Source organism: Hungatella sp. L36 (assembly GCF_014288035.1).
Window position 1 is genome coordinate 1 of record NZ_JACOPC010000030.1, and the last position, 23,931, is coordinate 23,931.

General features: G+C 50.5%; 20 protein-coding genes. 19 read left to right on the forward strand and 1 reads right to left on the reverse strand.

The window, feature by feature from the left end:
* Positions 1-71 precede the first annotated feature (71 nt).
* From H8S80_RS32640 to H8S80_RS32715, 16 genes are all read left to right on the forward strand, one after another.
* Positions 72-314 (forward strand): hypothetical protein, encoded by a 243-nt coding sequence (locus H8S80_RS32640; RefSeq protein ID WP_243010395.1) that lies wholly within the window; start codon positions 72-74, stop codon positions 312-314.
* A gap of 339 nt (positions 315-653) precedes the next feature.
* Complete coding sequence (locus H8S80_RS32645) at positions 654-1,910, forward strand: MFS transporter (RefSeq protein ID WP_117624093.1); 1,257 nt, start codon at positions 654-656, stop codon at positions 1,908-1,910.
* Between the two features lie 125 nt (positions 1,911-2,035).
* On the forward strand, positions 2,036-3,139 hold the full coding sequence (locus H8S80_RS32650; RefSeq protein ID WP_117624092.1) for an MFS transporter: 1,104 nt from the start codon (positions 2,036-2,038) through the stop codon (positions 3,137-3,139).
* A complete protein-coding gene (locus tag H8S80_RS32655) occupies positions 3,136-3,486 on the forward strand; it encodes a hypothetical protein (RefSeq protein ID WP_117624091.1) in 351 nt (116 codons plus the stop codon). Before H8S80_RS32650 ends, H8S80_RS32655 begins: the two co-directional genes overlap by 4 nt.
* A gap of 53 nt (positions 3,487-3,539) precedes the next feature.
* Positions 3,540-4,187, forward strand: a complete 648-nt coding sequence (locus H8S80_RS32660) for a flavin reductase family protein (RefSeq protein ID WP_025531412.1) — start codon at positions 3,540-3,542, stop codon at positions 4,185-4,187.
* Between the two features lie 85 nt (positions 4,188-4,272).
* Positions 4,273-5,214, forward strand: coding sequence for an LPXTG cell wall anchor domain-containing protein (locus H8S80_RS32665; RefSeq protein ID WP_117624090.1), 942 nt, complete (start codon positions 4,273-4,275; stop codon positions 5,212-5,214).
* Between the two features lie 122 nt (positions 5,215-5,336).
* Positions 5,337-6,044, forward strand: a complete 708-nt coding sequence (locus H8S80_RS32670) for a response regulator transcription factor (protein ID WP_002601661.1) — start codon at positions 5,337-5,339, stop codon at positions 6,042-6,044.
* Complete coding sequence (locus tag H8S80_RS32675) at positions 6,034-7,170, forward strand: sensor histidine kinase (protein ID WP_002601660.1); 1,137 nt, start codon at positions 6,034-6,036, stop codon at positions 7,168-7,170. Before H8S80_RS32670 ends, H8S80_RS32675 begins: the two co-directional genes overlap by 11 nt.
* Before the next feature lie 7 nt (positions 7,171-7,177).
* Positions 7,178-9,670, forward strand: a complete 2,493-nt coding sequence (locus H8S80_RS32680; RefSeq protein ID WP_117624089.1) for a DUF8725 domain-containing protein — start codon at positions 7,178-7,180, stop codon at positions 9,668-9,670.
* Complete coding sequence (locus H8S80_RS32685; RefSeq protein WP_002601658.1) at positions 9,670-10,632, forward strand: ABC transporter ATP-binding protein; 963 nt, start codon at positions 9,670-9,672, stop codon at positions 10,630-10,632. The genes H8S80_RS32680 and H8S80_RS32685 overlap by 1 nt, the downstream gene beginning before the upstream one ends.
* Positions 10,610-11,572, forward strand: coding sequence for an ABC transporter permease (locus tag H8S80_RS32690; protein WP_002601657.1), 963 nt, complete (start codon positions 10,610-10,612; stop codon positions 11,570-11,572). The genes H8S80_RS32685 and H8S80_RS32690 overlap by 23 nt, the downstream gene beginning before the upstream one ends.
* Before the next feature lie 192 nt (positions 11,573-11,764).
* A complete protein-coding gene (locus H8S80_RS32695; RefSeq protein WP_025531414.1) occupies positions 11,765-12,595 on the forward strand; it encodes a deoxyribonuclease IV in 831 nt (276 codons plus the stop codon).
* A 124-nt stretch (positions 12,596-12,719) separates the two neighbouring features.
* Positions 12,720-13,772: a helix-turn-helix domain-containing protein gene (locus tag H8S80_RS32700; RefSeq protein ID WP_117624088.1), complete on the forward strand. Its 1,053-nt coding sequence runs from the start codon at positions 12,720-12,722 to the stop codon at positions 13,770-13,772.
* 295 nt (positions 13,773-14,067) lie between these two features.
* Positions 14,068-15,405 (forward strand): SPFH domain-containing protein, encoded by a 1,338-nt coding sequence (locus H8S80_RS32705; protein WP_117624087.1) that lies wholly within the window; start codon positions 14,068-14,070, stop codon positions 15,403-15,405.
* Positions 15,402-16,487, forward strand: coding sequence for a TFIIB-type zinc ribbon-containing protein (locus tag H8S80_RS32710; RefSeq protein WP_117624086.1), 1,086 nt, complete (start codon positions 15,402-15,404; stop codon positions 16,485-16,487). Before H8S80_RS32705 ends, H8S80_RS32710 begins: the two co-directional genes overlap by 4 nt.
* Entirely contained in the window at positions 16,484-17,413 is a 930-nt protein-coding gene (locus H8S80_RS32715) for a TPM domain-containing protein (RefSeq protein WP_117624085.1), read from the forward strand. Before H8S80_RS32710 ends, H8S80_RS32715 begins: the two co-directional genes overlap by 4 nt.
* 67 nt (positions 17,414-17,480) lie before the next feature.
* On the opposite strand, the gene H8S80_RS32720 is transcribed toward H8S80_RS32715, so the two are convergent.
* Positions 17,481-18,377 (reverse strand): DNA/RNA nuclease SfsA, encoded by an 897-nt coding sequence (locus H8S80_RS32720; protein WP_117624084.1) that lies wholly within the window; start codon positions 18,375-18,377, stop codon positions 17,481-17,483.
* Between the two features lie 457 nt (positions 18,378-18,834).
* On the opposite strand from H8S80_RS32720, the gene thrC reads away from it, so the two are divergent.
* From thrC to H8S80_RS32735, 3 genes are all read left to right on the forward strand, one after another.
* Positions 18,835-20,322, forward strand: coding sequence for a threonine synthase (gene thrC, locus H8S80_RS32725; RefSeq protein ID WP_117624083.1), 1,488 nt, complete (start codon positions 18,835-18,837; stop codon positions 20,320-20,322).
* Between the two features lie 309 nt (positions 20,323-20,631).
* A complete protein-coding gene (fba, locus tag H8S80_RS32730; RefSeq protein ID WP_002601649.1) occupies positions 20,632-21,495 on the forward strand; it encodes a class II fructose-1,6-bisphosphate aldolase in 864 nt (287 codons plus the stop codon).
* A 303-nt stretch (positions 21,496-21,798) separates the two neighbouring features.
* Positions 21,799-23,916, forward strand: coding sequence for a glutamine synthetase III family protein (locus tag H8S80_RS32735; protein ID WP_117624082.1), 2,118 nt, complete (start codon positions 21,799-21,801; stop codon positions 23,914-23,916).
* Positions 23,917-23,931: the final 15 nt, after the last annotated feature.

The window sequence follows — 23,931 nt, forward strand, 5'->3', positions numbered from 1 at the left end:
GGCCGGGACGGTCCGAACAGAATAATCAACGCCTGTGGAGCTGGCATAAGACCTGTTAGATAGAAGGGCAATTGGCGCTGAAACAGGAAGCTCGTGTATTTATACATGAGTATGTTCACGGACAGTATACCTATTATGGCTGGTGCTATAAAATAGAAATGAAAGTTTTTAAAAACAGTCAAACTCAACAGGTCTATAATTACTTCTCCGGGCATGGAACAGCAGTAAATCTCCTTATTTTTGGAAAAATTATTACAAGAAATTTTTATAATGGGGTTTCCATTAGATATTATGATATGCCGGAAACGCAATAATTTTGTATATGCCATCTCGGTTTATTGATTTGTACGCTATTTTATGGTTAAATCGTCTTCCTATAATCCCTCCCCATACTAAAGTGAAATAAGCTTGTTATATTGTAGCGCTATACTATTTATCCGACGAATAAAGCAAATGTATGAAAAACGATTAGTCAGATATACATACCATATAATTAAAACTGAGAAGAGCCTTCAATGAGAAGGGCCTTCTTTTTTTGAACATTGGGCGGTGATCGAGAAATTTCCCTTTTTAAATATTGTTGACAAGGAAACAAAATGGAGATAGAATAAACGTGTCCATGGAAACAATAAAAGATAAAGGAGTTGTAATAGATGAAAAGTGACAGAGGTTTTTCTAAAGATTTTCTGCTCGTGGTTATCGGCCAGATTATATCGTTGTTTGGCAATCAGATTTTGAGGTATGCGCTTCCGCTTTATCTGCTGAATCAGACCGGGTCTTCGGCTTTGTTTGGGACGATTTCGGCGTGCGCATTTATCCCTATGATCGTACTGTTCCCTGTGGGAGGAATTATTGCGGACCGGGTGAATAAGAGGAATATTATGGTGATGCTGGACTTTGCCACGGCGGCGTTAATCGTCCTTTTTTATGTGATGGCGGGAACGGTTGATATTGTGCCGCTCATGGCGGTTACCATGATGGTTCTGTATGGGATACAGGGGGCGTATCAGCCGGCAGTGAAGGCGAGTGTGCCGATTTTGGTGGATACAGGCCATCTGATGCAGGCGAATTCTCTGATCGATGTGATCAGCTCCCTGGCCAATATGGCTGGGCCGGTGATTGGCGGCATTCTGTTTTCGGTTGTAGGGCTGGTGCCGATTCTGTACGTAAGCACGGGCTGCTTCCTGCTTTCTGCAATTATGGAGATTTTTATTCATATTCCATTTGAGAAAAAGCAGGCAGGCGGCAATATTTTTGTTACGGGATTCGGCGATCTGAAGGACAGCTTTCAGTTTATGTTTCAGAGACAGCCAGTACTGTGGAAGATTTCGTTCGTGTACGCGTTTCAGAACCTGTTCCTGTCTTCTCTGGTGTTGATTGGAGTCCCGGTTATCATTACACAGCATCTGGGATTTTCCATAAATACCGCCAACCGCCTGTATGGATACGCGCAGGGCGTGATTGCGGCAGGCAGTATCGCGGGCGGGCTGCTTGCAGGGATTCTGTCTAAGAAGCTTAAGCCGAAGGCAATACCGGCACTGATAACAGGGGCCGCCGTGTCCATGCTGCTGGGAGGAATTGCCCTACAGTTTTTAAGGACACCGGTAAAGGCGTGGCTGCTTCTGATCATCGGCTGCGGCCTGATGCTGATGCTGTCGTCGCTGTTTCAGATACAGATTATGTCATATGTGCAGATTCTGACGCCAAATGACATGATCGGCAAAGTAATATCCTGCGTGATCTGTGTCTGTATGTGCGCAAATCCCGTAGGCGGATTTATCTACGGAATCGTATTCGAGAAGATCGGAGACCGCGTATATCTTCCGTTTTATGCGGCGGCGGTGATTGTGACGGGAATTGGTGTGCTGACACGCGGAATTTTCAGGGAAGTGGACCGGAAAATGGCGTAGGGATGGCGGCCATCTGCGCATGAATGTAGAGAAATATTAGGAAAAAAGTAAAGATATTGCGAGGTTAAAATGATAGAATGAGTTTATAACGAAGAAATCAACAGAGGAAAGGCGGTGGGAGGTATATGACTGGGATTTATGCTCTCGTACATATGGCGGTGGACTTATCCTGCGCCTTTCTGGTTTACACATATGTGCTGGGAGGAGAGCAGTGGTACTTATGGCTGCTTCTTTATAATTTCTGCGCGTTTGCCCTGCAGATGCCGATCGGGGCAGCGGCCGACCGGCTGGACCGCAACAGCTGTGTGGCTGTGGGAGGCTGTGCCGGTGTTCTGGCCGGGCTGCTGCTTGGAATCGTGGGATTTCCGGCCGGAGCTGCCGTTGTGGCCGGAATTGGCAACGCCTGCTTTCATGTGGGAGGCGGGATCGATGTCCTGAACCGCAGCGAGAGAAGAGCGGCGCCGCTGGGAATCTTTGTGGCTCCCGGCGCGCTGGGGATATTTCTGGGAACCATGCTCGGCCGGGCCGGAACGGAGGCGGCTGTGTGGATCGGCGGTCTTTTGATTCTTTCGGCGGTGGTGATCCGCGCGGCGGCGGGAAGAGAGAAGCTGTGGCTTACATCCGGCAATGCGCCGTTTTCCTTCTCTGTGCCGTCAAGCTCTGTGCCGTCAAGCTCGATGCCGTCAAGCTCTGTGCCGTCAGACAGGACACTGATGGCGGCTGCCTGTTTCCTGGCAGCAGTGATTCTGCGGTCCTACTCCGGTATGATACAGAATTTCCCATGGAAAGAGACACTGGCGGGAAGCGGCTTAATTCTGGTTGGCGCTGTTGTGCTTGGAAAGATGGCGGGAGGCGTTTTAGCCGATAAGTTGGGCATTCAGAGAACTGCCTTCCGTTCCATGTGCGCGGCTGCGGTGGGATTTCTCTGCCTGGTTTATCCGGCTGCGGGGATTCTGGCAGTATTTTTCTGGAATATGTCCATGCCACTGACCCTGTGGGCTGTTTCGAAGGTATTTCCGGGGGCGAAGGGCTTTGGCTTCGGTCTGCTGACATTCGGCCTTTTTGTGGGATTTTGCCCGGCCTGGCTCGGCGGAAGCAGCGTCGGAGGCCCGGTACAGTCTGGCATCCGGTTTATGGCGGGAAATGCCTCCTCTCCGGTCGGTATGGCTCTCATGGCGGTGGTGTCCCTGCTGCTTCTGGGCTGGGGACTTAAGCAGGTGGCAGAATGATGGGGCTGTGGATTGTTCCCGTTCTGCTGGTGTCGCTGGGGCTTACGGCTGCTTTGGAGGAAGGCTTCGGCTGGCTGGCCGGTGTGCGGGACCGATGGGATATGCTGCTGGTTTTACTGGTTAATCTGCTGACGAATCCGGCTGTGGTATTTCTCTACCATGTGAACTGTCTGTATCTGGGCTGGAACCGTACCGTAATTACTGTAGGACTGGAGGCTGCGGCAATTGCAGTGGAAGCGGTGTGCTATAAGACCGCGGCAGGGAACATACGGCATCCCTGGCTCTTTTCGATTGGCGCGAACCTGTTTTCCTTTACGTTGGGAGCGGTGATTACACGATACATTTAAGCGTCGGACAGAGATGAATCAGATTAAGTGAAGCAGAAAGCGAGGCGGATATTATGAAAATAGAGATTGGAACAACCTTCCCATCCCATTTTAAATCATCATACCCGGAAGAATTTGAGCTGTTTTCTCATTTTGAGACGACATCAGGAATTCCGACGGTTCTGTTTGCGGTAACCACATGGAAAGAAAATGGAAAGCCTAACGTCTGTTTTCACGCATGGAGCTGTTTCCATGGGGACAAGACGGCCTTTTTCGCAGTGATGGGAGGTCTGTACCAGCATACGCATACCTATGCCAATATCCAGAGGGAAGCATGCTTCGGCATTAACTTTCTCCCTGTGAGCTGCTACGACAGGCTGATCAATACGATCCGGGGCAACGAGTACGAGGCGGACGAATTTCAGGCAGGCGGATTCACTGTGCAGGACGCGAAAACGATTCACGCCCCCATGATTCAGGAGGCCTTCATCAATATGGAGTGTACGCTGAAAGACATTCAGGATTTAAGCGGCGCCGGGATTACAGCGATGGTGATCGGCCAGGTTCAGCATATATCTGTCGACGAGGAGTATGCGCAGGGCTATGAAAAACGCTACGGCAAAGACGGCTTTATGATGTTGATTCCGGCCCCTCAGGATCTTAAGACCGGGGAGCCTGCGCAGTCGGCAGTCGCGACGGTAAACATCGAAAGGCTGGACTGAAGCAGCGTTAAAGAGCACTCTCACGAATCTGAGCGCAGGGGAGTTTCCAGGAGTGCTCTCAAAAAGTAAGGGAGGAGAGAACAGAATGAGAGAAAACAACAATAGAGGACCATTGACCGGCCGGGCAATGGCATTAAGACCTATCCGGGAGGCGGCCGTATTCCTTCTGGTTCTGGCGGCGTTACTGCTGACGCCGGGAAAGAGAGCTGGGGCCGATGTGATCTGGACGCCGGACGATTCTTTTTACGACCAGCATTACGAAGACTGCGATTACGAGGGACGCCGTTATTACGCCAATGGCGCCGACGGATATGTGACGGTTATGGAGAGTCCCGAGAAGAGAAATGTCCTTGATGTCCTTGCCAATGGCCCTGTTCTGTACGTGTCCATGACGTATGACAAGGGCATGTCCGGGAAATGGGGACTGGTCCAGTACGTTTTAAATGACGAAGGACAGCCGGCGGAAGACTACAGCTGGGATGAGGGCGCTACCGTGGGCTGGATTAAGATGGAAGAACTCTTAAGTGTATACGACGGTTACAGCTTTGCCGAAGAGCACAGGGCAGAGATTCAGGAGACGGATGAGGGTGCGGCTCCAAAGGTGGTCATGCCGGATACGGGGACCATCTATCTCTGGGAATATCCAGGCTCGGAGATTTCATACGGAACGCTGGAATCCATGGAGAGTGAGATATCCATCGATCAGACGTACCAGGATCCGGGCGGAGATCTTTGGGGCCATTCGGGCTATTATTTCGGCTATAGGAATTTTTGGATTAACTTAAGCGATCCGGGTGAGGCAAATCCGGAGTTGAAACCGCAGGAAAAACCGAAACTTACCCCTCCTGCAGATCGTAAAACGCTGGAAAGCCTTCCAAAGACAGGCAGATCCGGCATGGGACTGCCCCTCACCGTAGCGGGGCTGATCGTCCTGACCATTGTCCTGACCGCGCTCGTAATCCGATTTATGGCGGTTAAAAAGAGGGATGAGGAAAAAACGGCGGACGGCGGGCGGAAAGAATCTTAAAAAGGCCGCGGGAGTAGGAAATTCCATGGTAATTTTGTAAGAAAATAGTAAAGCAAAGATACCTTTCTTGTGGTAGAATGGAAACAGACTAAAGCTGAAATAACACAAGGGAGGTATTTTTCATGTCAGAAACTACGAACATTCTGGTGGTAGATGATGAAAAAGAGATTGCTGAGCTGGTAGAGATCTATCTGGTCAGTGACGGATATAAAGTATTTAAGGCCAATAACGCCATGGACGGATTGGATATTCTGGATAAAAATGAGATCCATCTGGTTCTGCTCGATATTATGATGCCGGGCATGGACGGGATGGAGATGTGCAGAAAGATCAGAGAGACAAACAACATACCGATCATCATGCTGAGCGCCAAGTCCACCGATTTAGACAAGATCATGGGACTGGGAACGGGAGCCGATGACTACGTGACGAAACCGTTTAACCCGCTGGAGCTGACGGCCCGTGTGAAGTCCCAGCTGCGCCGCTACACCCAGTTAAACCCCAACAGTGCGGTGAATGAGAAGGCGGGCAACGAGATTACCATCCGCGGACTGATTATCAACAAAGACAACCACAAAGTGACCGTTTACGGGGAAGAGATCAAGCTGACCCCGATTGAATTCGATATCCTCTATCTTCTGGCGTCCAATCCGGGCCGTGTGTTCAGCACGGATGAGATATTCGAGAAGGTGTGGAATGAAAAGGTATATGAGGCCAATAACACGGTCATGGTACATATCAGACGTCTGCGCGGCAAGATGAAGGAAGACACAAGGCAGAATAAGATTATCACCACAGTGTGGGGGGTAGGGTACAAAATTGAAAAATGATATGAACCGGCGCTTCCGCACCCGTGTGATAACAAATATTTTTTACAGCGCGGTCGTTACCGTCCTGATCGAGGTCTTTCTCGTTACCAACGTATCTCTGATCGCCACCTATATGGACAATGCGGGAATCGATAATTTCTTTATATCGATTCTCGTCTCCTTTGACGTGGTGGTTATTCTGATGTATGTGCTCTTTGGCATCCTTGTCTTTACTGTCACTTTCATGATTCTTCAGGAAAAGTCGCTCCGCTATATCACGAAGATTTCCGATGCCATGCAGAACATTTCCGAAGGGGATTTGAATGTCACCGTGGAGGTGGAAGGAGACGACGAGTTCTCTTCCATGGCTGCCAACTTAAATAAGATGGTAGAAGACTTAAAGGAGCTGATGGATAAGGAGAGAGAATCCGAGCGGACGAAGAATGAGCTGATTACCAACGTGGCCCATGACCTGCGGACTCCGCTTACCTCCATTATCGGTTACTTAGAGTTGCTTTCCGGCGACGTGAAGCTGGAACCGGAGATACAGAAAAAGTACATAAATATCGCATATGTGAAGACGAAGCGTCTGGAAAAGCTGATTGAAGACTTATTTGGGTTTACAAAGATGAATTACGGAAAGCTTTCCATGCATGTGGGCCAGGTGGATGTGGTGAAACTGCTGAGCCAGCTGCTGGAAGAGTTCTATCCCAGCTTTGTAGACAAGAATTTATCGTATGAACTGCAGAGCAACGTACCCGTCAAGGTGATTACCGCAGATGGGAATCTGCTGGCCCGGCTTTTCGATAATCTGATCAACAACGCCATCAAGTACGGCGCGGATGGAAAACGGATCATGGTAAAGCTGCACGCGGATGATGAGATTGTCACGGTTTCAGTTATCAACTATGGCTATGTGATCCCGGCGGATGAACTGCCGCTTATCTTTAACAAGTTTTACCGTGTGGAGCAGTCCCGTTCCACCAACACGGGGGGAACCGGACTTGGCCTTGCCATCTCGAAGAATATCGTGGATATGCACGGCGGCACGATCACCGTGACCAGCGATTTATCCGGTACGGTATTTACGGTGAAACTGAAAGTGAATTTTGACGTTAACAAGGAAAACTTTGGAAAGATAGGATGACAAAAGGATGAGATTCAGAAAAAATACCCTCGTATGGGCGGTGATACTGAGCATGGCAGGCAGTGTTTTACTGCCTGCCTCCTGTGTAAAGGCCTATGCTGCGCAGAATATGACAGAGCCGGCGAACAACTTAAATACCGAGTCCGATATTTATCTGGCGTCGTCTCCGGTCGTGATGGACGTGACTTACGGATATGACGGGGCGGCCAAGAGCGGCCGCTATGTGCCGGTTCAGATTTCCCTGGCCAATCAGGAGCAGAAGGCGTTTGAAGGGACTCTTCGAATCCAGGCAATGGAGTCCGATTATGAGATTTATGATTACGATTACCCGCTGACCCTGTCCGCAGGGGAGAACCTGGAGAAGACCCTGGATATTCCGGCAGGCAGAGGTGAGATTCTGTATGTAAAGCTGTTCGATGGAAATGGCACGGAGCTTGTGCGCAAACGTCTGAGAATCAATGTGAGCCGTGAAGTCGCAGAGCTGTATGTGGGCATCCTTTCCGATTCTCCGGACAGCTTGAACTATTTAAACGGTGTGGGAGTCAATTACAGCTCGGTCAGGACGAAGACATTTAATCTGACGGCGGATACCATGCCGGATAAGGCTGTCGGGATGGATCTGCTGGATGTACTGCTGATCACGGATTACGATACGAGAAAGCTTTCAGACAGCCAGACTGACGCTGTCTGGGAGTGGGTCAGAGGGGGCGGAACGCTGTTAATCGGAACCGGCGGCCGCGCGAATGATACGCTGGCGGCGTTCCGTGAGGAGATTGTCGAGACGGCATTTCCAGCGCCCGATGTGCGTTCCGTGGATATGGGCGTGGAATATGCCACCGACGGCCCGGGAGATTCCTTTATCAATCTGACCTGCGCCGACATCTCGTTAAAGGGCGGCACCGAAGTGCTGGCCAACGACGAGTTTCCGGTTCTCACATCGACTCCGAAAGGTAAGGGGCTGGTGGGAGTCGCCGCCTATGACTTCGTGGATATCTCGGACTTCTGTGAGACACAGCGTTCCTACGTGGATAAGCTTCTGACCGCGCTTTTGGGAGAAGATAAGCTGAACAACTTATCCTCCTACCTCTATTACGGCAATTCCAGCAAATACTGGTCAGTTCAGAGCATTTTGAACACAGGCAATGTAGATAAGCTTCCGAATATGCCGCTGTATGTGATTGTGATTCTCGGTTATATCATCCTGGTAGGGCCGGGGCTTTACCTGCTGTTAAAGAAGCAGGAGCGGAGAAGATTTTACCGGACCGGAGCGGTCGTTCTGTCCCTTATCTTTGCGGCGGTCATCTACCTTATGGGAGTCGGAACCCGGTTTAAGAATACGTTCTTCACCTACGCCACGATTCTGGATACGTCGGAGAAATCCATCGACGAGTATACCTACATCAACATACGGACTCCGTATAACAAACCGTACGCGGTTTCACTGGATCCGGGCTATGACCTGCTTCCCATAACCAGAAGCTATTATTACGATATGACGCCGGTGCCCAAATTTACAGGCACGGAGGAGAGCAAGGTACGGGTCGAGTACGGGCTGAATGAGACGAAGATATCCGCTCAGAACGTGGTTGCCTTCACTCCCAAATATTTCTCACTTGTGAAGAAGAGTCCCAACACCGAGCACCAGGGGCTTACGGGAAATGTCACTCTGTTTGACGGCCAGATAAGCGGTACCGTGACGAACCGGTACTCATTCCCGGTGGAAAAGGTCGGGGTGATGATGTTCGGACAGATGATCGTGATCGATGAACTGGGGCCGGGAGAGACGATGTCGCTCGATGGTCTGAAGGTCATTAATTATCCGCTGAACAGCTCCTATTTAATCGCGGAGCGTGTGACGGGCGGCTATCAGTATGAGAAGCCGGATATCGAGGATGAGAACTACATGCTGGCACTTTCCAGGGCAAACATCCTGGGCTTCTACCTCGACACGTATGCCTCTGTCTACAGTCCGGAGGCGCGGATCGTGGCGTTCAGCAGAGAGCAGTCTGACAGCAAATTCCTGGCAAAGGGTGACTTCGACACCTACGGCATGACCATGTTCACCTCTGCCCTGGATATCAGCACGAAGAAGAACGGCTATACCTACCGTTCGGCTCTGATGAAGGCGCCTCACGTCGTGAGCGGCCAGTATTACGCGGCCAGCAACTCCGTCTACGGCATGGACCCGACGGTTTTAGAGTACTCCCTGGGGAATGACATCGAGGTGGAGAGCCTGACATTTGAAAAGATTTCGGATGAATTCCTGGAAGGTGAGAAGAACAATGGATTGTCCATGTTCAGCGGAAGCCTCTATTTCTACAATCACGATACGGGGATTTACGATCTGATGGATACCGGAAAGAGCGTCTACGCTGCAGATGAACTGGAGCCTTATCTGTCTCCTGGAAATACGATGACAATCAAATATATCTTTGACAACAACACGGATTACAGCTGGGTGACACTGCCGATGCTGACCGTCCTGGGAAAGGATAAATGATGCTGGAGATCAGAAACTTAAAAAAGACATTTGGAAAATTTTACGCGCTGAACGGTCTGGACATGGACATCGGCGATGGAGCGCTCTACGGATTCGTAGGGCCCAACGGAGCCGGAAAGACGACGACCATCAAGATTATGACCGGACTTTTAGAGGCGGACGAGGGGCAGGTGCTGATCGACGGCGTGAATGTAACCGGCGGCCTGTCCCAGCTGAAGCTTAAGATCGGGTATGTGCCGGATTTCTTCGGCGTATACGACAATTTAAAGGTCAGTGAATACATGGAGTTTTTCGCCTCCTGCTATGGAATCAACGGCTTAAAGGCGAGAACGCGTTATATGACGCTTCTGGAACAGGTTGGACTGGAAGACAAGGTGAATTTCTATGTGGACGGCTTATCCCGCGGTATGAAGCAGAGGCTGTGCCTCGCCAGGGCGCTGATCCACGATCCGTCCCTTCTCGTCATGGATGAGCCGACCTCCGGACTGGATCCGAGAACCCGGTTTGAATTCAAGGAGATATTAAAAGAACTGCGGGAGCAGGGAAAGACGATCCTGATCAGCTCCCATGTCCTCTCCGAGCTTTCCGAGCTCTGTACGGACATCGGGATCATCGATCAGGGAAAGATGGTGTTAAGCGGCAGTATGGAAGCGATCCTGCGCCGCGTCAATACCTCGAATCCGCTGATCATCTCCATTCTGGGGAGCAAGGAGAAGGCGCTGACGATTTTAAAGAGCCAGCCCTGCGTACAGACCATTTCCGTAAAGGAAGGCAATATCATGGTCCAGTTCGTCGGGGATGAGGAGGATGAGGCGGTTCTGCTTCAGCAGCTGGTGGATGCGGAAGTGATGGTGCACGGGTTTATCCGTGAACCGGGAAGCCTGGAATCCTTATTTATGCAGATAACTGACCACGATGTAGAAAAGGCGGTGTTAGTACATGAAAATGAATCCGGTATATAAAAGAGAGACCACCGTCAGCTCCAGAAGCTTCAGGCTGGCGCTGATCATCATGGTGTTTAACGGAATTCTGGCCCTGGTGGCCCTGCTTAACATGTATTCCGTGGTTGCGAGAGTAAAGATAACGGCGGAGATCCAGTACTCCTCCTTCCTGAATCTGTACGTATTTGTAAGCGTGGTGGAGTTTGTCATGCTGATGTTCATCATGCCGGCTTTGACTGCCGGAAGCGTCAGCGGAGAGCGGGAGCGGCAGACGCTGGATTTGATGCTGACAACGACGATGAAGCCGTCGGAGATTATATTGGGAAAGCTGAGCGCGTCCTTCTCGACCATGTTTATCCTGATCGTATCCAGCTTCCCGCTGCTGGCCGTGTCCTTTGTATACGGCGGCATTACGTTCTATGACGTCTGCCTGCTTCTCCTGTGTTATGTGGCGGTAGCGCTGCTCACCGGGAGCATGGGAATCTGTTTCTCGGCCATTTTCAAGCGTTCCACCATTGCGACGGTGGTAACCTACGGCATTTTGATTCTGATTGCGGCGGGGACGTATGCGGTTAACGTGTTTGCCCTATCCATCGCCCGCATGAACATGAACAACACGTACATAAGCTCGGTTGGTTCCATGACGGAGCAGGCAAATTCCGGCGGATTCTTATATCTGCTGCTCCTGAATCCGGTCGCCACATTTTACGTGATGATTAACCGACAGGCAGGAGATAATCAGGTTACCGGAAGCTTAAGCCGCTGGTTCGGCCCGCATCCGGAGAATTTCATCATGAATTACTGGGTGGTCATAAGCATCATCATCCAGCTGGCACTGTCTGCGATCTTCTTGCTGATCGCCATTCGCGCCATCAATCCGGTCAAGAGAAAGCCGGTAAAGCAGCAGAAGGTAAAGAGTAAGGCAAGGGTGAGTGTCCCGGCGGCTGGCAGCCAGTCGTAAGGCGAAGCGCCGTGTCACGGTTTGGCTCGTTCCCTGCAAATGAAAATTTGAACGTGGCTGTTGGACACAAAATACGTGTGTCCGCTGGCCGCGTTCATTTTTATAGCTTGTATCCAGATTGCAGAATGCGGGAATATCAGGGATTGGCTGGACACGCCCCTCTGCAAAATTTAAAAATAAAGGAGAAAACATATGCTGACAATTGGATGTCATTTATCATCTTCGAAAGGTTATCTTGCCATGGGAAAAGAGGCTGTGAAGATTGATGCAAATACGTTTCAGTTTTTTACCAGGAATCCACGGGGAACGAAGGCGAAGGCCATCGATGAAAATGACGTGGAACGGTTCCTTGCATTTGCGAAGGAGAACGGGATCGAGAGGATCCTGGCCCACGCTCCTTATACGCTGAACGCCTGCTCTGCGGATGAGCATCTGCGAGAGCTTGCGAGAGATACGATGGCGGATGACTTGAGACGTATGGAGTATACGCCCGGCAACTGCTATAATTTCCATCCGGGAAGCCATGTGGGACAGGGGGCAGAGGCGGGGATCGCGTTCATTGCGGATATGCTGAACCAGATTTTGAAACCGGAGCAGCGTACTACGGTTCTCCTTGAAACCATGTCCGGGAAAGGAAGCGAGGTGGGCCGTGAATTCGAAGAACTGCGGGAGATATTAGACCGTGTGGAGTGTAAGGAACGCATGGGCGTCTGCCTCGATACATGCCATGTGTGGGACGGAGGCTATGACATTGTAAATGATTTGGAGGGCGTCATTGGGAAGTTTGACCGGATCATTGGTCTGGAAAAGCTGAAGGCCATTCATTTAAATGACAGTCTGAATCCGCTGGGTGCCCATAAGGACCGCCATGCGAAGATCGGGGAAGGCTGTATCGGGGAGGAAGCGCTGAAACGCGTGGTGACGCATCCGGCTTTAAAAGATCTGCCGTTTTATTTAGAGACACCGAATGAGCTTCCCGGGTATGCCAGGGAGATTGCAGTCATGAGAGAGGCAAGCAGATAAAAAATAACTTATAGTTAAAAAACAAAACCATGAATTAAAAGACACTCAATTGTATACCAGTCCGAAGCCTGCTATAATAAGACCATGAAGGGCCCTTCTTCATAGAAAACAGGAGGGATTATGTATGGCAATGAATGCGGTAATACGTGAAAAACGAAAAGAACTGGGACTGACCCAGGAGAAGGTTGCGGAGTATTTAGGAGTATCTGCGCCAGCCGTGAACAAATGGGAAAAGGGGATCACCTGCCCTGACGTTTCGTTATTGCCTGCGCTGGCCCGTCTGCTGAAAACGGATTTGAATACGCTGCTCTGTTTCAAGGAGGAATTGACAGAACAGGAGATCGCCGGATTCTGTATGGAAGTGGCGGAGACGGTCCGGGTGGATGGAATGAGCGCGGGAATCAGGCTGGTGCGGGAAAAGGTACAGGAATATCCCGCATGCGGTCCGCTGATTCACAGGGCTGCGATGGTGTTAGACGGCGCGTGGTTTATCAACGGCTCGTGTTGCGAGGAGCGGGAGGAGTATGCGGAGGAGATTATCTCTCTGTATGAGCGCGCGGCGGAGTGCGGTGATGAGAAGGTCGCCACCGGCGCCCGGTTTATGCTGGCATCGAAATATATGGTTCGTATGGAATATGAAAAGTCACAGAAGATGCTGGATTTGCTTCCGGAAAGAAACCATATGGATAAACGTCAGATCCAGGCGAATCTCTATATCAGGCAGGAAAAGCTTGATGAGGCGGCCCGCCTGATGGAGCAGATGCTCATCACGCGGCTGAATGAACTGGAGGGCGTACTGATCAGCCTCGCTGAAATTGCAGTGAAAGAGGGACGGCCGGAGGATGCCACAGACATAGGGGAACGCTGGAAGGCCGTTGCGGAGCAAATGGGGCTGTGGAACTATAACGGGCTGGTAATCGCGCTGCAGGCGGCTCTCGACCGGGAAGATGAGGCACAGAGCGTCAGAATGATCAAAGAACTCTTGAAGGCGGCGGCAACGCCGTGGGAGATGAAAAACTCGCCTTTATTCCGGCATATTCCGGTTAAGGGTGTCCCGGAAACTTATACGAAGCAGATCATTTCGCCTATTTTATACGAATTTGAGAATAGCTCAAAATACGACTTCCTTCAGAGCAATGAGGAATTCAGGCAGCTGATCGAGCAGTACCGAAAGTGACAGTTCCCGGCCCCGCTGAAAGTCTCCGCCGGGCCGGAAACTGTCACTTTCGGAGACAAAGTAAAAAATCGTAATAGAAAATTTTGTAGATGGATGGAATCCCGGTATGGTATACTATACTCATATCGGGATATTTATTGTATAATAGGAAAGTGTTCCTATTACACAATAAGCCCTCCGGGCAGGAGGCGCACTCCGCGCTAAGGAAGTATGGTTGCTGAAGCAACCGCGCTTCGGCGCGAGAGTCCGGCGAGCCGGATTCTTTATTCTAATAAACGTGACAGGAGGCAGAAACATGGGAATTATAAAAGCAGTTACGACCGCGATCGGCGGTTCACTGGCAGACCAGTGGCTGGAGGTAATTGAGTCAGGCAATATGGGAGATCAGACAGTCTTCACCAGCGGCGTGAAAATCCGCAGAGGGTCCAATACGAAGGGAACGGATAATACGATTTCCGACGGTTCCGTCATCCACGTGTACCCCAACCAGTTCATGATTCTGGTAGATGGAGGCAAGATTATCGATTACACCGCGGAAGAGGGATATTATACCGTCAAGAATTCCTCCCTGCCATCCCTGTTTAACGGACAGTTCGGGGAGGCGCTTAAAGAGTCCTTTGACCGTGTGCGTTTCGGCGGCGAAACTCCTACGTCTCAGAAGGTCTATTTTATCAATCTGCAGGAGATCAAGGGAATCAAGTTTGGAACCCCGAATCCGATTAACTATTTTGACCAGTTTTACAATGCAGAACTGTTTCTGCGTGCCCACGGTACGTACTCGATCAAGGTAACGGATCCGCTGTTATTCTACGCCGAGGCTATTCCAAAAAACAAGGCAAGAGTCGAGGTTACGGATATCAATGAGCAGTATTTGTCTGAATTTTTAGAGGCGCTGCAGTCCTCTATTAATCAGATGTCGGCTGACGGGATCCGCATTTCCTACGTGGCATCTAAGGGCAGAGAGCTGGGTGACTACATGGCGGATACTCTGGACAGTCAGTGGAAGGCTATCCGAGGCATGGAGATTCAGTCTGTAGGTATTGCCAGTATTTCGTATGATGAAGAATCCAAGAATCTGATCAATATGAGAAACCAGGGTGCCATGCTGAGCGATCCCGGTGTGCGGGAGGGCTATGTTCAGGGATCGGTAGCCAGAGGCATGGAGGCAGCCGGAAGCAATGCGCACGGCTCCATGGCTGGCTTTATGGGCATGGGTGTCGGCATGAATGCGGGAGGCGGCTTCATGGGAGCAGCTTCCAATGCGAATTTACAGCAGATGCAGATGAACCAGATGGCAGGAAACCAGCAGATGGCGGGAAATCAGCAGATGGCAGCCGGTCAGATGCAGGGCGGCCAAATGGCAGGAGCGCAGCCGACACAGGGCGCCGGCCAGGCAGGCGGCAATGGCCCGATACCGGGAACCGGAACCCCGTCCTTTGTACAGCAGGCGTCTGAGGCCAGACAGGCAGCAAGCCAGTCAGGTGACTCATGGACCTGTAAATGTGGAAATGTCAACACAGGAAAATTCTGCCCGGAATGCGGAGCTCCCCGGCCAGCCGGTCCGTGGACCTGTGAATGCGGAACTGCCAACAATGGAAAATTCTGTTCGGAGTGTGGGAAACCAAGACCATGAGTGCGACCATAACATATAAGTGTCCGAACTGCGGCGGCGGCCTGCAGTTTGATCCTGACAAACAGAAATATGCATGTGAATACTGTCTGTCCGAGTTTACTCAGGAAGAGCTGGAACGGCTGAGCCCGGAAGCATCGGCCGACCAGACCGGTTTCCCGTCCGCCGGTATGGCTGGAGAGGAGACGCAGGAGGACCGGAAAATGGAAGGGACTCCCGTCCTTTACACCTGTCCCAGCTGTGGAGCGGAGATCGTAACCGATGAGACCACTGCGGCCACCATGTGTTATTACTGTCACAATCCGGTAATTCTTTCCGGAAAGCTGTCAGGAGAGTATAATCCGGACTATGTCATCCCCTTTCAGCTGGACAGAGAAAAAGCGACCGCCATATTTTCCCAGTGGATGAAGAAAAAAAGATATGTGCCGAAAGCCTTTTATTCAGAGGATCAGATCCAGAAAATGTCCGGTGTGTATTTTCCGTATCTGATGTACAGCTGCCGGGTGGAAGGAGAGCTGGAGGCCCGGGCCGACAGGCTGCGAATCTGGGTGAGCGGACGGTATCAGTATACAGAGACCCAGACGTACGATATTTTCAGGGAAGGCGACATGGAAGTGAGCCATGTCACCCGCAATGCCTTAAAAAAGGCAAACAGAGAGCTGGTGGAGGGTGTTTTGCCCTATGATATGGAGAAGCTGGAACATTTTACTCCCGGTTATCTGTCCGGCTTCGTGGCAGAGCGGCGCGATATGGAGGAACAAGACTTTTCCGCTGACGTATACGGCGAGGTTCGCCAGTTTGCGCTAGATTCCCTAAAAGAAAGTGTTGGAACGTATGACCGGGTCAGTGTTCGCCGATCGGACGCGCAGCTGAGAGATGAGAAATGGGAATACGCCCTTCTTCCGGTCTGGACACTCACCTATCATGACCAGGCTAAAAACGAGATGTACTATTTTACCGTCAATGGACAAACGGGAAAAGTTTGTGGAAAACTTCCGGTTGATAAGATGAAATTGTTGATACTGTTTGCAGAAATTTTCTTCCCGGTCCTGTTATTCATGCTTTTGATGGGGTATCTGATATGATGAGACGACAAAGAAATGGTGTATCCGTATACATAAAAAACGGGAGTCAGCTGCTTCGGCTGCTGCTCTTTGCCGCGGCGATTCTCTTTCTGGCTGGATTCTGCATGGTGTCCACAGCCTGGGCCTCCGGGAACTCTGACCTGGCAGAAGGTAAAACCAGAGTCTTCGATCAAGCGGGACTGTTCAGCGAGGCGGAGAAGAGTTCCATGGAAGAAGAGATTGCCTCCATGCGGAAAGATATGAACATGGACGTGGTGATCATCACCACGGATGATGCAGGTGGAAAGTCAGCCGAAAGGTACAGTGAAGATTTTTACACTAACGGAAATTTCGGGACAGGAAAAGACTACAGCGGTGTGATATTCCTGATTGATATGGATAACCGGGAGCTGTATATCGCTCCGGTAGGAACGATGAACCGGTTTCTGACGGATAAACGGTGGAATACTATTTTAGATGACGCCTATGAGGGCGCATCGAATGGGGACTATGCGGCCAGTGCCGAAGCATTTTTAGCGGGTGTCCGCAAATATTACACGGCCGGAATACCGGGCGGTCAGTATAACTACGACCGCGACACCGGTAAAATCAGCGTCTACCGCAGCATAACCTGGCCGGAGGCCGCGTTAGCCCTGGCGGTGGCCCTGCTGGCGGCCATAAGCCCCTGCATTGGTGTCAGGAACCGCTACGCGATGAAGAAAGAGCGGAGGCAGGCTGAAAATTACTTAAAAGCCTACCGGGCAGACTGCCGCTTCCGTTTTTCTGCAAATACGGATAATCTGGTCAATAAGACCGTCACCCATATTGTGATTCCAAAGAATACTTCCAGCGGTCATTCCGGTGGCGGCGGTGGTTCCTCGTCCGGCCGCAGTACGACTCATTCCTCCGGTGGCCGCAGCTATGGCGGCGGCGGAAGAAAGTTTTAGAAAGCTGAGCTTAACGGCAGCAGTGGCATTTATCCCCACTGCCGTACCATTTTGAACGGTATATGGGTCAAAATGTGGATAGAGATACCGGTACAGCCCGGTCGATTTCTAAAGTATCCGCGGTCACGATACAGTCATAAGCGAGAATATGGACGCCGGCCTCATGGGCCAGGCGCAGCGCATCCCCGAACTGGGGATGCGTTTTTTGATTGGGCGTAAACTCCCGGATTCCCTTCATCTGGATTACAAACAGGATATAGGCCTCATACCCTGCCTTTACCGCTTCTGCCAGTTCCAGAATGTGCTTGATGCCCCGCTCGGTCGGCGCGTCGGGGAACATGGCGATGCCGTTCTCCTCCAAAGTTACACCTTTGACTTCCATAAAGGCCGGTTTCGTACAGCTCTGAAACGCAGGGGAGGAAGATGGATTGTATGCAGGAGCAGAGGCAGAGCTGAGGGGCGAATCGGGAAGCTGAGCACAGGCCGAATCAAAAACCATATCAAAAGCCATATCAAAGACCATATCAAAAGCCAGATCGAACCGGGATTGTCCATAGGTGACTTCCCTGCGAATATTGGCCAGTCTGAGTGCCGGTAGAAACTTTTCACCGTCATAGCCGTTAACCGGCAGTGTTGGCGCCTGCTCCATGGCATGAAGCCATTCCGCCGCCACCTGGTTCGGAGCCTGGGAATCCATGTTGATAAGCAGGAGTTCTCCGTTTCGTTCCTTCAAGACTCCGATCAGCGAGTATTCTGTCTTTCTGCCTAATGCCGCGGCCTCCGGATGAAACTGAAGTATCACCGCAGCGCCCGGCAGAAGCAGCTCTCTGCACCGTCCCGTGTTTTTTACATGGCAGACTACGGTTTCTTCCTCACCGCCCGCCTCTCGCCGGATAGCCACATGGGCGATAAAGCGGTTAGGCCGGCTTATAAAAGTACCCTGTATCATATGTTCATATCTCATGGTTAAAATATATCCTTTCTATCATTAAAACATAAAAGCATAAGCGTAAAGAAAAACACAGACTGGTCCGCATTTGAAAAATCATTCCCGCCATCTGCACGCCTTACTTTACGGCATATTTAGCCTCCATTCAGTCTGCATAGCCCTGCGCCTCATTCATCGGAACGAAATCTCCCGCAAAGTGTGATGCAGCTGACGAAAGCCAGTTCTCAACCCCATTCCGGCAAACGCAAAATGCCGCGCAGACTATTCCTAGCATACCACATCACGGGACAAAAATAAATTGAAATGTAATGTCCTCAAACTAAATACATATGTCCGCACTATGAAAACTTTTTTGCCGTTTCTGGTTGCACCTTCAAACAAAGTATGCTACAATTCTGGCAAGGTTTCAGACCAAAAGCATGAAAATACGGCTGAATTACAATATGTAAGAGTAAGAAAGGAAAGACACATCATGGAATTATCCTATCAAAGCACCCGCGGCGGCGAGACCGGTGTGACGGCCTCCCAGGCAATCTTAAAGGGGCTGGCAGACGACGGCGGCTTATTTATGCCGACCTTTATCCCAAAACTCGATAAAACGATGGAAGAACTGGCAGGCATGACGTATCAGGAGACCGCCTATGAGGTGATGAAGCTGTTCCTCACCGACTATACGGAAGAAGAACTGAAGAACTGCATCGCCAGAGCGTATGACAGCAAATTTGACACCGGGGAGATCGCTCCTCTGGCAAAGGCGGATGGCGCTTATTTCCTGGAGTTATACCACGGGAGCACGATCGCATTTAAGGATATGGCTCTTTCCATTCTGCCGCATTTAATGATCACTGCCGCTAAGAAAAATCAGGTAAAAAACAAGATTGTAGTTTTGACTGCAACCTCCGGCGACACCGGTAAGGCCGCCATGGCAGGCTTTGCCGATGTGGAAGGAACAGCTATCATCGTCTTCTATCCAAAAGACGGCGTGAGCCGCATTCAGGAGCTTCAGATGGTGACGCAGAAGGGGGATAACACTCACGTAGTGGCGATCCACGGTAATTTCGACGATGCCCAGACCGGCGTGAAGAAAATATTCGGAGACAAGGCATTTGCGGCTGCGCTCGCCGAAAAAGGCTGCCAGCTCTCCTCTGCGAATTCCATCAATATCGGCCGTCTCGTTCCTCAGGTTGTATATTATGTGTATGCCTATGCAAAGCTTCTGGAGGCCGGCGAGATCGAAGCAGGGGAGCAGATCAACGTGACGGTGCCTACCGGCAACTTCGGCAATATCCTTGCGGCTTATTTGGCAAAGGAGATGGGCGTCCCGGTGAAGACCCTGATCTGTGCTTCCAATGAGAATAAGGTCCTGTATGACTTTTTCCGCACGGGTACATACGACAGGAACCGCGATTTCATCCTGACGACCTCCCCATCCATGGATATCCTCATTTCCAGCAACTTAGAGCGCCTCATCTATTTAAGCGCCGGCAGCGATGCTAAGGCCAATGCAGCCCTGATGAAGGAATTGAGCGAGAAGGGAAGCTACACGGTGACAGAAGAGATGCGCGGATTCATGAAAGATTTCCTCGGAGGCTTTGCGTCGGAAGAAGAGAACCGTGCCACGATTAAAAAAATCTTTGAAGACACCGGATACTTAATTGATACCCACACAGGCGTCGCAGCGTCTGTATACAACCATTATAAAGAAGAGACAAAGGATCCTGCCAAAACCGTTATCGCGTCCACAGCCAGCCCGTATAAGTTTTCAGGAAGCGTTCTGGAGGCCATCGACGGCGTTCGGCCGGAGGAAGATGAATTCGCCATTGTGGACCGTCTGGCGGAGCTGTCAGGCGTTGTCATCCCGCAGGCCGTAGAGGAGATCCGCACAGCGCCTGTGCGCCATACCGCGGAGTGCGGCATCGATCAGATGCAGGCCACGGTAGCCGGGATTCTTTCGGTATAATCCGTACAGCACCCATAAGTTTCTGCGGATTTTTCACTGGATGCCCGCACAATGGAGAAATCCGCATAATCGGTGATAGAATCCGCGTGCCCCCGTTTCGCAGATATTTCCCTGTCAATAAGGAATGATCGGACACACTCCGGGCCATAAAATCAAAAAGATGATGGTCGGAAATGGCAATATGTAAGAAAATATGTAAGATTGTTATAAAAATCACAATTCAAAAATATTTATCTTTGCAAATGACGCGAAATGGTATATAATGATGTAGAAATGAAATAAATATAAATCGAATTGGAGGTTTGTGATATGTTAGTTTCAGCAAAAGAAATGCTTGAAAAAGCAAGAGACGGAAAGTATGCTGTTGGCCAGTTCAACATCAACAACCTTGAGTGGACCAAAGCGGTCTTACTGACAGCAGAAGAACTGAATTCCCCGGTCATCCTTGGCGTATCCGAGGGTGCTGGTAAATACATGACAGGTTACAAGACAGTATCAGCGATGGTAAAGGCTATGATCGGTGAACTGAACATTACAGTTCCGGTAGCTTTACATCTGGATCACGGCAGCTACGAAGGCTGCTATAAATGTATCGAGGCAGGATTCTCCTCCATCATGTTCGATGGCTCTCACTATCCGATCGAAGAGAACGTTGAGAAGACGAAAGAACTCGTAGCAGTATGTGCAGAGAAAGGCATCTCCTTAGAGGCAGAAGTCGGCTCCATCGGCGGCGAGGAAGACGGCGTAGTTGGAATGGGCGAGTGTGCAGATCCGAACGAGTGCAAGCAGATTGCAGATCTGGGCGTAACCATGCTGGCTGCCGGTATCGGCAACATCCATGGCAAGTATCCAGAGAACTGGGCTGGATTAAGCTTTGAGACTCTGGCTGCCGTAAAAGACAAAGTAGGTGATATGCCGTTAGTACTTCACGGTGGTACAGGCATTCCTGAGGATCAGATCAAGAAAGCGATCAGCCTCGGCGTAGCCAAGATTAACGTAAACACAGAGTGCCAGCTGTCCTTTGCTGACGCTACCCGTAAATACATCGAAGCAGGCAAGGATTTAGCAGGCAAGGGCTTTGACCCGCGTAAACTTCTCGCACCAGGAACGGAAGCAATCAAGGCAACCGTCAAAGAGAAGATGGAATTATTCGGTTCCGTGGGAAAAGCTTAAGTTTGAATAATCCTGGATCCTGAAATGCAATTATTAAAAAAAATACTTGCATTTTTGAGAGAAATGGTTTATTTTAATTAAGGAACGATGGCGTTCTCCTGACAACAGGAGGGCGCCATTTCTGGTATCATAGGAACGTTCGCCCTATAAAACCAGAACCCTCCGGGGGAGGCGCACTCTGCGCCGGAGCGAGAGTCCGGAATGAGGGACTTAATCTGTCACAGATGATTGCGCGCATAACCAGGAAAAAAGAGGAGACTCGAGAAGTCTAAATTACAGACCAAATGAGAGGATGGAAAATTTATGAGCGAAGTAGTAAATGTTGCCGAAATCTTCGGTAAAAACGTATTTAACGAAACCGTCATGAGAGAGCGCTTGCCGAAATCCGTTTTCAAGAAATTAAAGAAGACGATCGAAGACGGAGCGGAACTGGACCCGTCCATCGCTGATGTTGTTGCACATGCGATGAAGGACTGGGCAATTGAGAGAGGCGCGACCCATTATACCCATTGGTTCCAGCCGCTGACCGGTATCACAGCCGAAAAGCATGACTCCTTCATTTCAGCACCGACCTCCGAGGGAAAAGTCATCATGGAGTTCTCCGGAAAAGAGCTGATCAAGGGCGAACCGGACGCTTCCTCCTTCCCATCAGGCGGTTTGAGAGCCACCTTTGAGGCGAGAGGCTATACTGCATGGGATTGTACTTCACCGGCATTTTTAAGAGAAGACGCCATTGGCGTAACCCTTTGCATTCCCACCGCATTCTGCTCTTATACAGGAGAAGCCCTGGATAAGAAGACACCTCTTTTAAAATCCATGGAGGCTGTTGACGAGCAGGCACTGAGAATTTTACGATTATTCGGCAACACCACTTCCAAACGTGTGGTCCCGTCCGTAGGGGCGGAGCAGGAGTATTTCCTGGTTGACCGTGAAAAATATTTACAGAGAAAAGACCTGATTTACGCAGGCCGCACCTTATTCGGCGCTATGCCTCCCAAGGGGCAGGAGCTGGAAGATCATTATTTCGGAGCCATCCGGGAGCGTGTCGCGGCATATATGAAGGAAGTCAATGAAGAGCTCTGGCGCTTAGGCGTTCCGGCCAAGACCCAGCATAACGAGGTGGCACCGGCCCAGCATGAACTGGCGCCGATCTACGAGCAGGTCAATGTGGCCGTAGATCATAACCAGATGGTAATGGAAACCTTAAAGAAGGTGGCCGGCCGTCACGGCTTAAACTGCCTGCTTCACGAAAAACCATTTGCCGGAGTCAACGGTTCCGGAAAACATAACAACTGGTCCCTGACCACGGAAGATGGAATCAACCTGTTAAATCCAGGTGAGACCCCTCATGAGAACATTCAGTTTCTTCTGGTGCTGTCCTGTATCTTAAAGGCCGTTGACCGTCATGCCGATCTGCTTCGTGAATCTGCGGCAGATGTCGGAAATGATCACAGACTCGGCGCTAACGAGGCACCGCCCGCTATCATTTCCGTGTTCATCGGTGAACAGCTGGAGGACGTGGTCGATCAGCTTTGCAGCACCGGCGAGGCCACCCATTCCAAGGTAGGAGGCACATTAAAGACGGGAGTCAAGACACTGCCTGATTTATTCAAGGATGCAACCGACAGAAACAGAACATCCCCGTTCGCCTTTACGGGCAACAAATTTGAGTTCCGTATGGTAGGCTCCTCCGATTCCATTTCTTCCCCGAACGTGGTATTAAACACCATTGCGGCGGAAGCGTTCAAGGAAGCGGCTGACATACTGGAAAAGGCGGCGGATTTCGATACCGCGGTACATGATATGATCAAAGAGCAGCTGGCAGCCCATAGAAGAATCATCTTCAATGGAAACGGCTATGCGGACGCATGGGTAGAGGAGGCCGAGATGAGAGGCCTTCCGAACATCAAATCCATGGTGGAAGCGATTCCGGCCCTTACCACAGAAGCATCAGTCCGGATGTTTGAGGCATTCAACGTATTTACGAAAGCCGAACTGGAATCCCGTGTTGAGATCGAATATGAGGCATACAGCAAGGCAATCAACATCGAGGCCAGAACCATGATCGATATGGCCGGCAAGCAGATTATCCCGGCGGCCGTCAAATATGCGACCATGCTGGCCGATTCCTTAAGCAAAGTACAGACCGCCTGCCCGGATGCCGATGTGAGCGTCCAGGCCGAACTTCTGACAGAGACCTCCGCCTATCTTTCTGATATGAAGGTGGCGCTGGCAAATCTGACTGATGTAACAGAGAAATGCGGCATCATCGAAAACAATAAGGAACAGGCCAATGCCTACCACGATATCGTAGTCCCTGCCATGGAAGCGCTCCGCGCTCCGGCGGATAAGCTTGAGATGATGGTCGATAAGGAATTATGGCCGATGCCAAGCTATGGAGATTTGATTTTTGAAGTATAAGGGAAAATTGAAAAA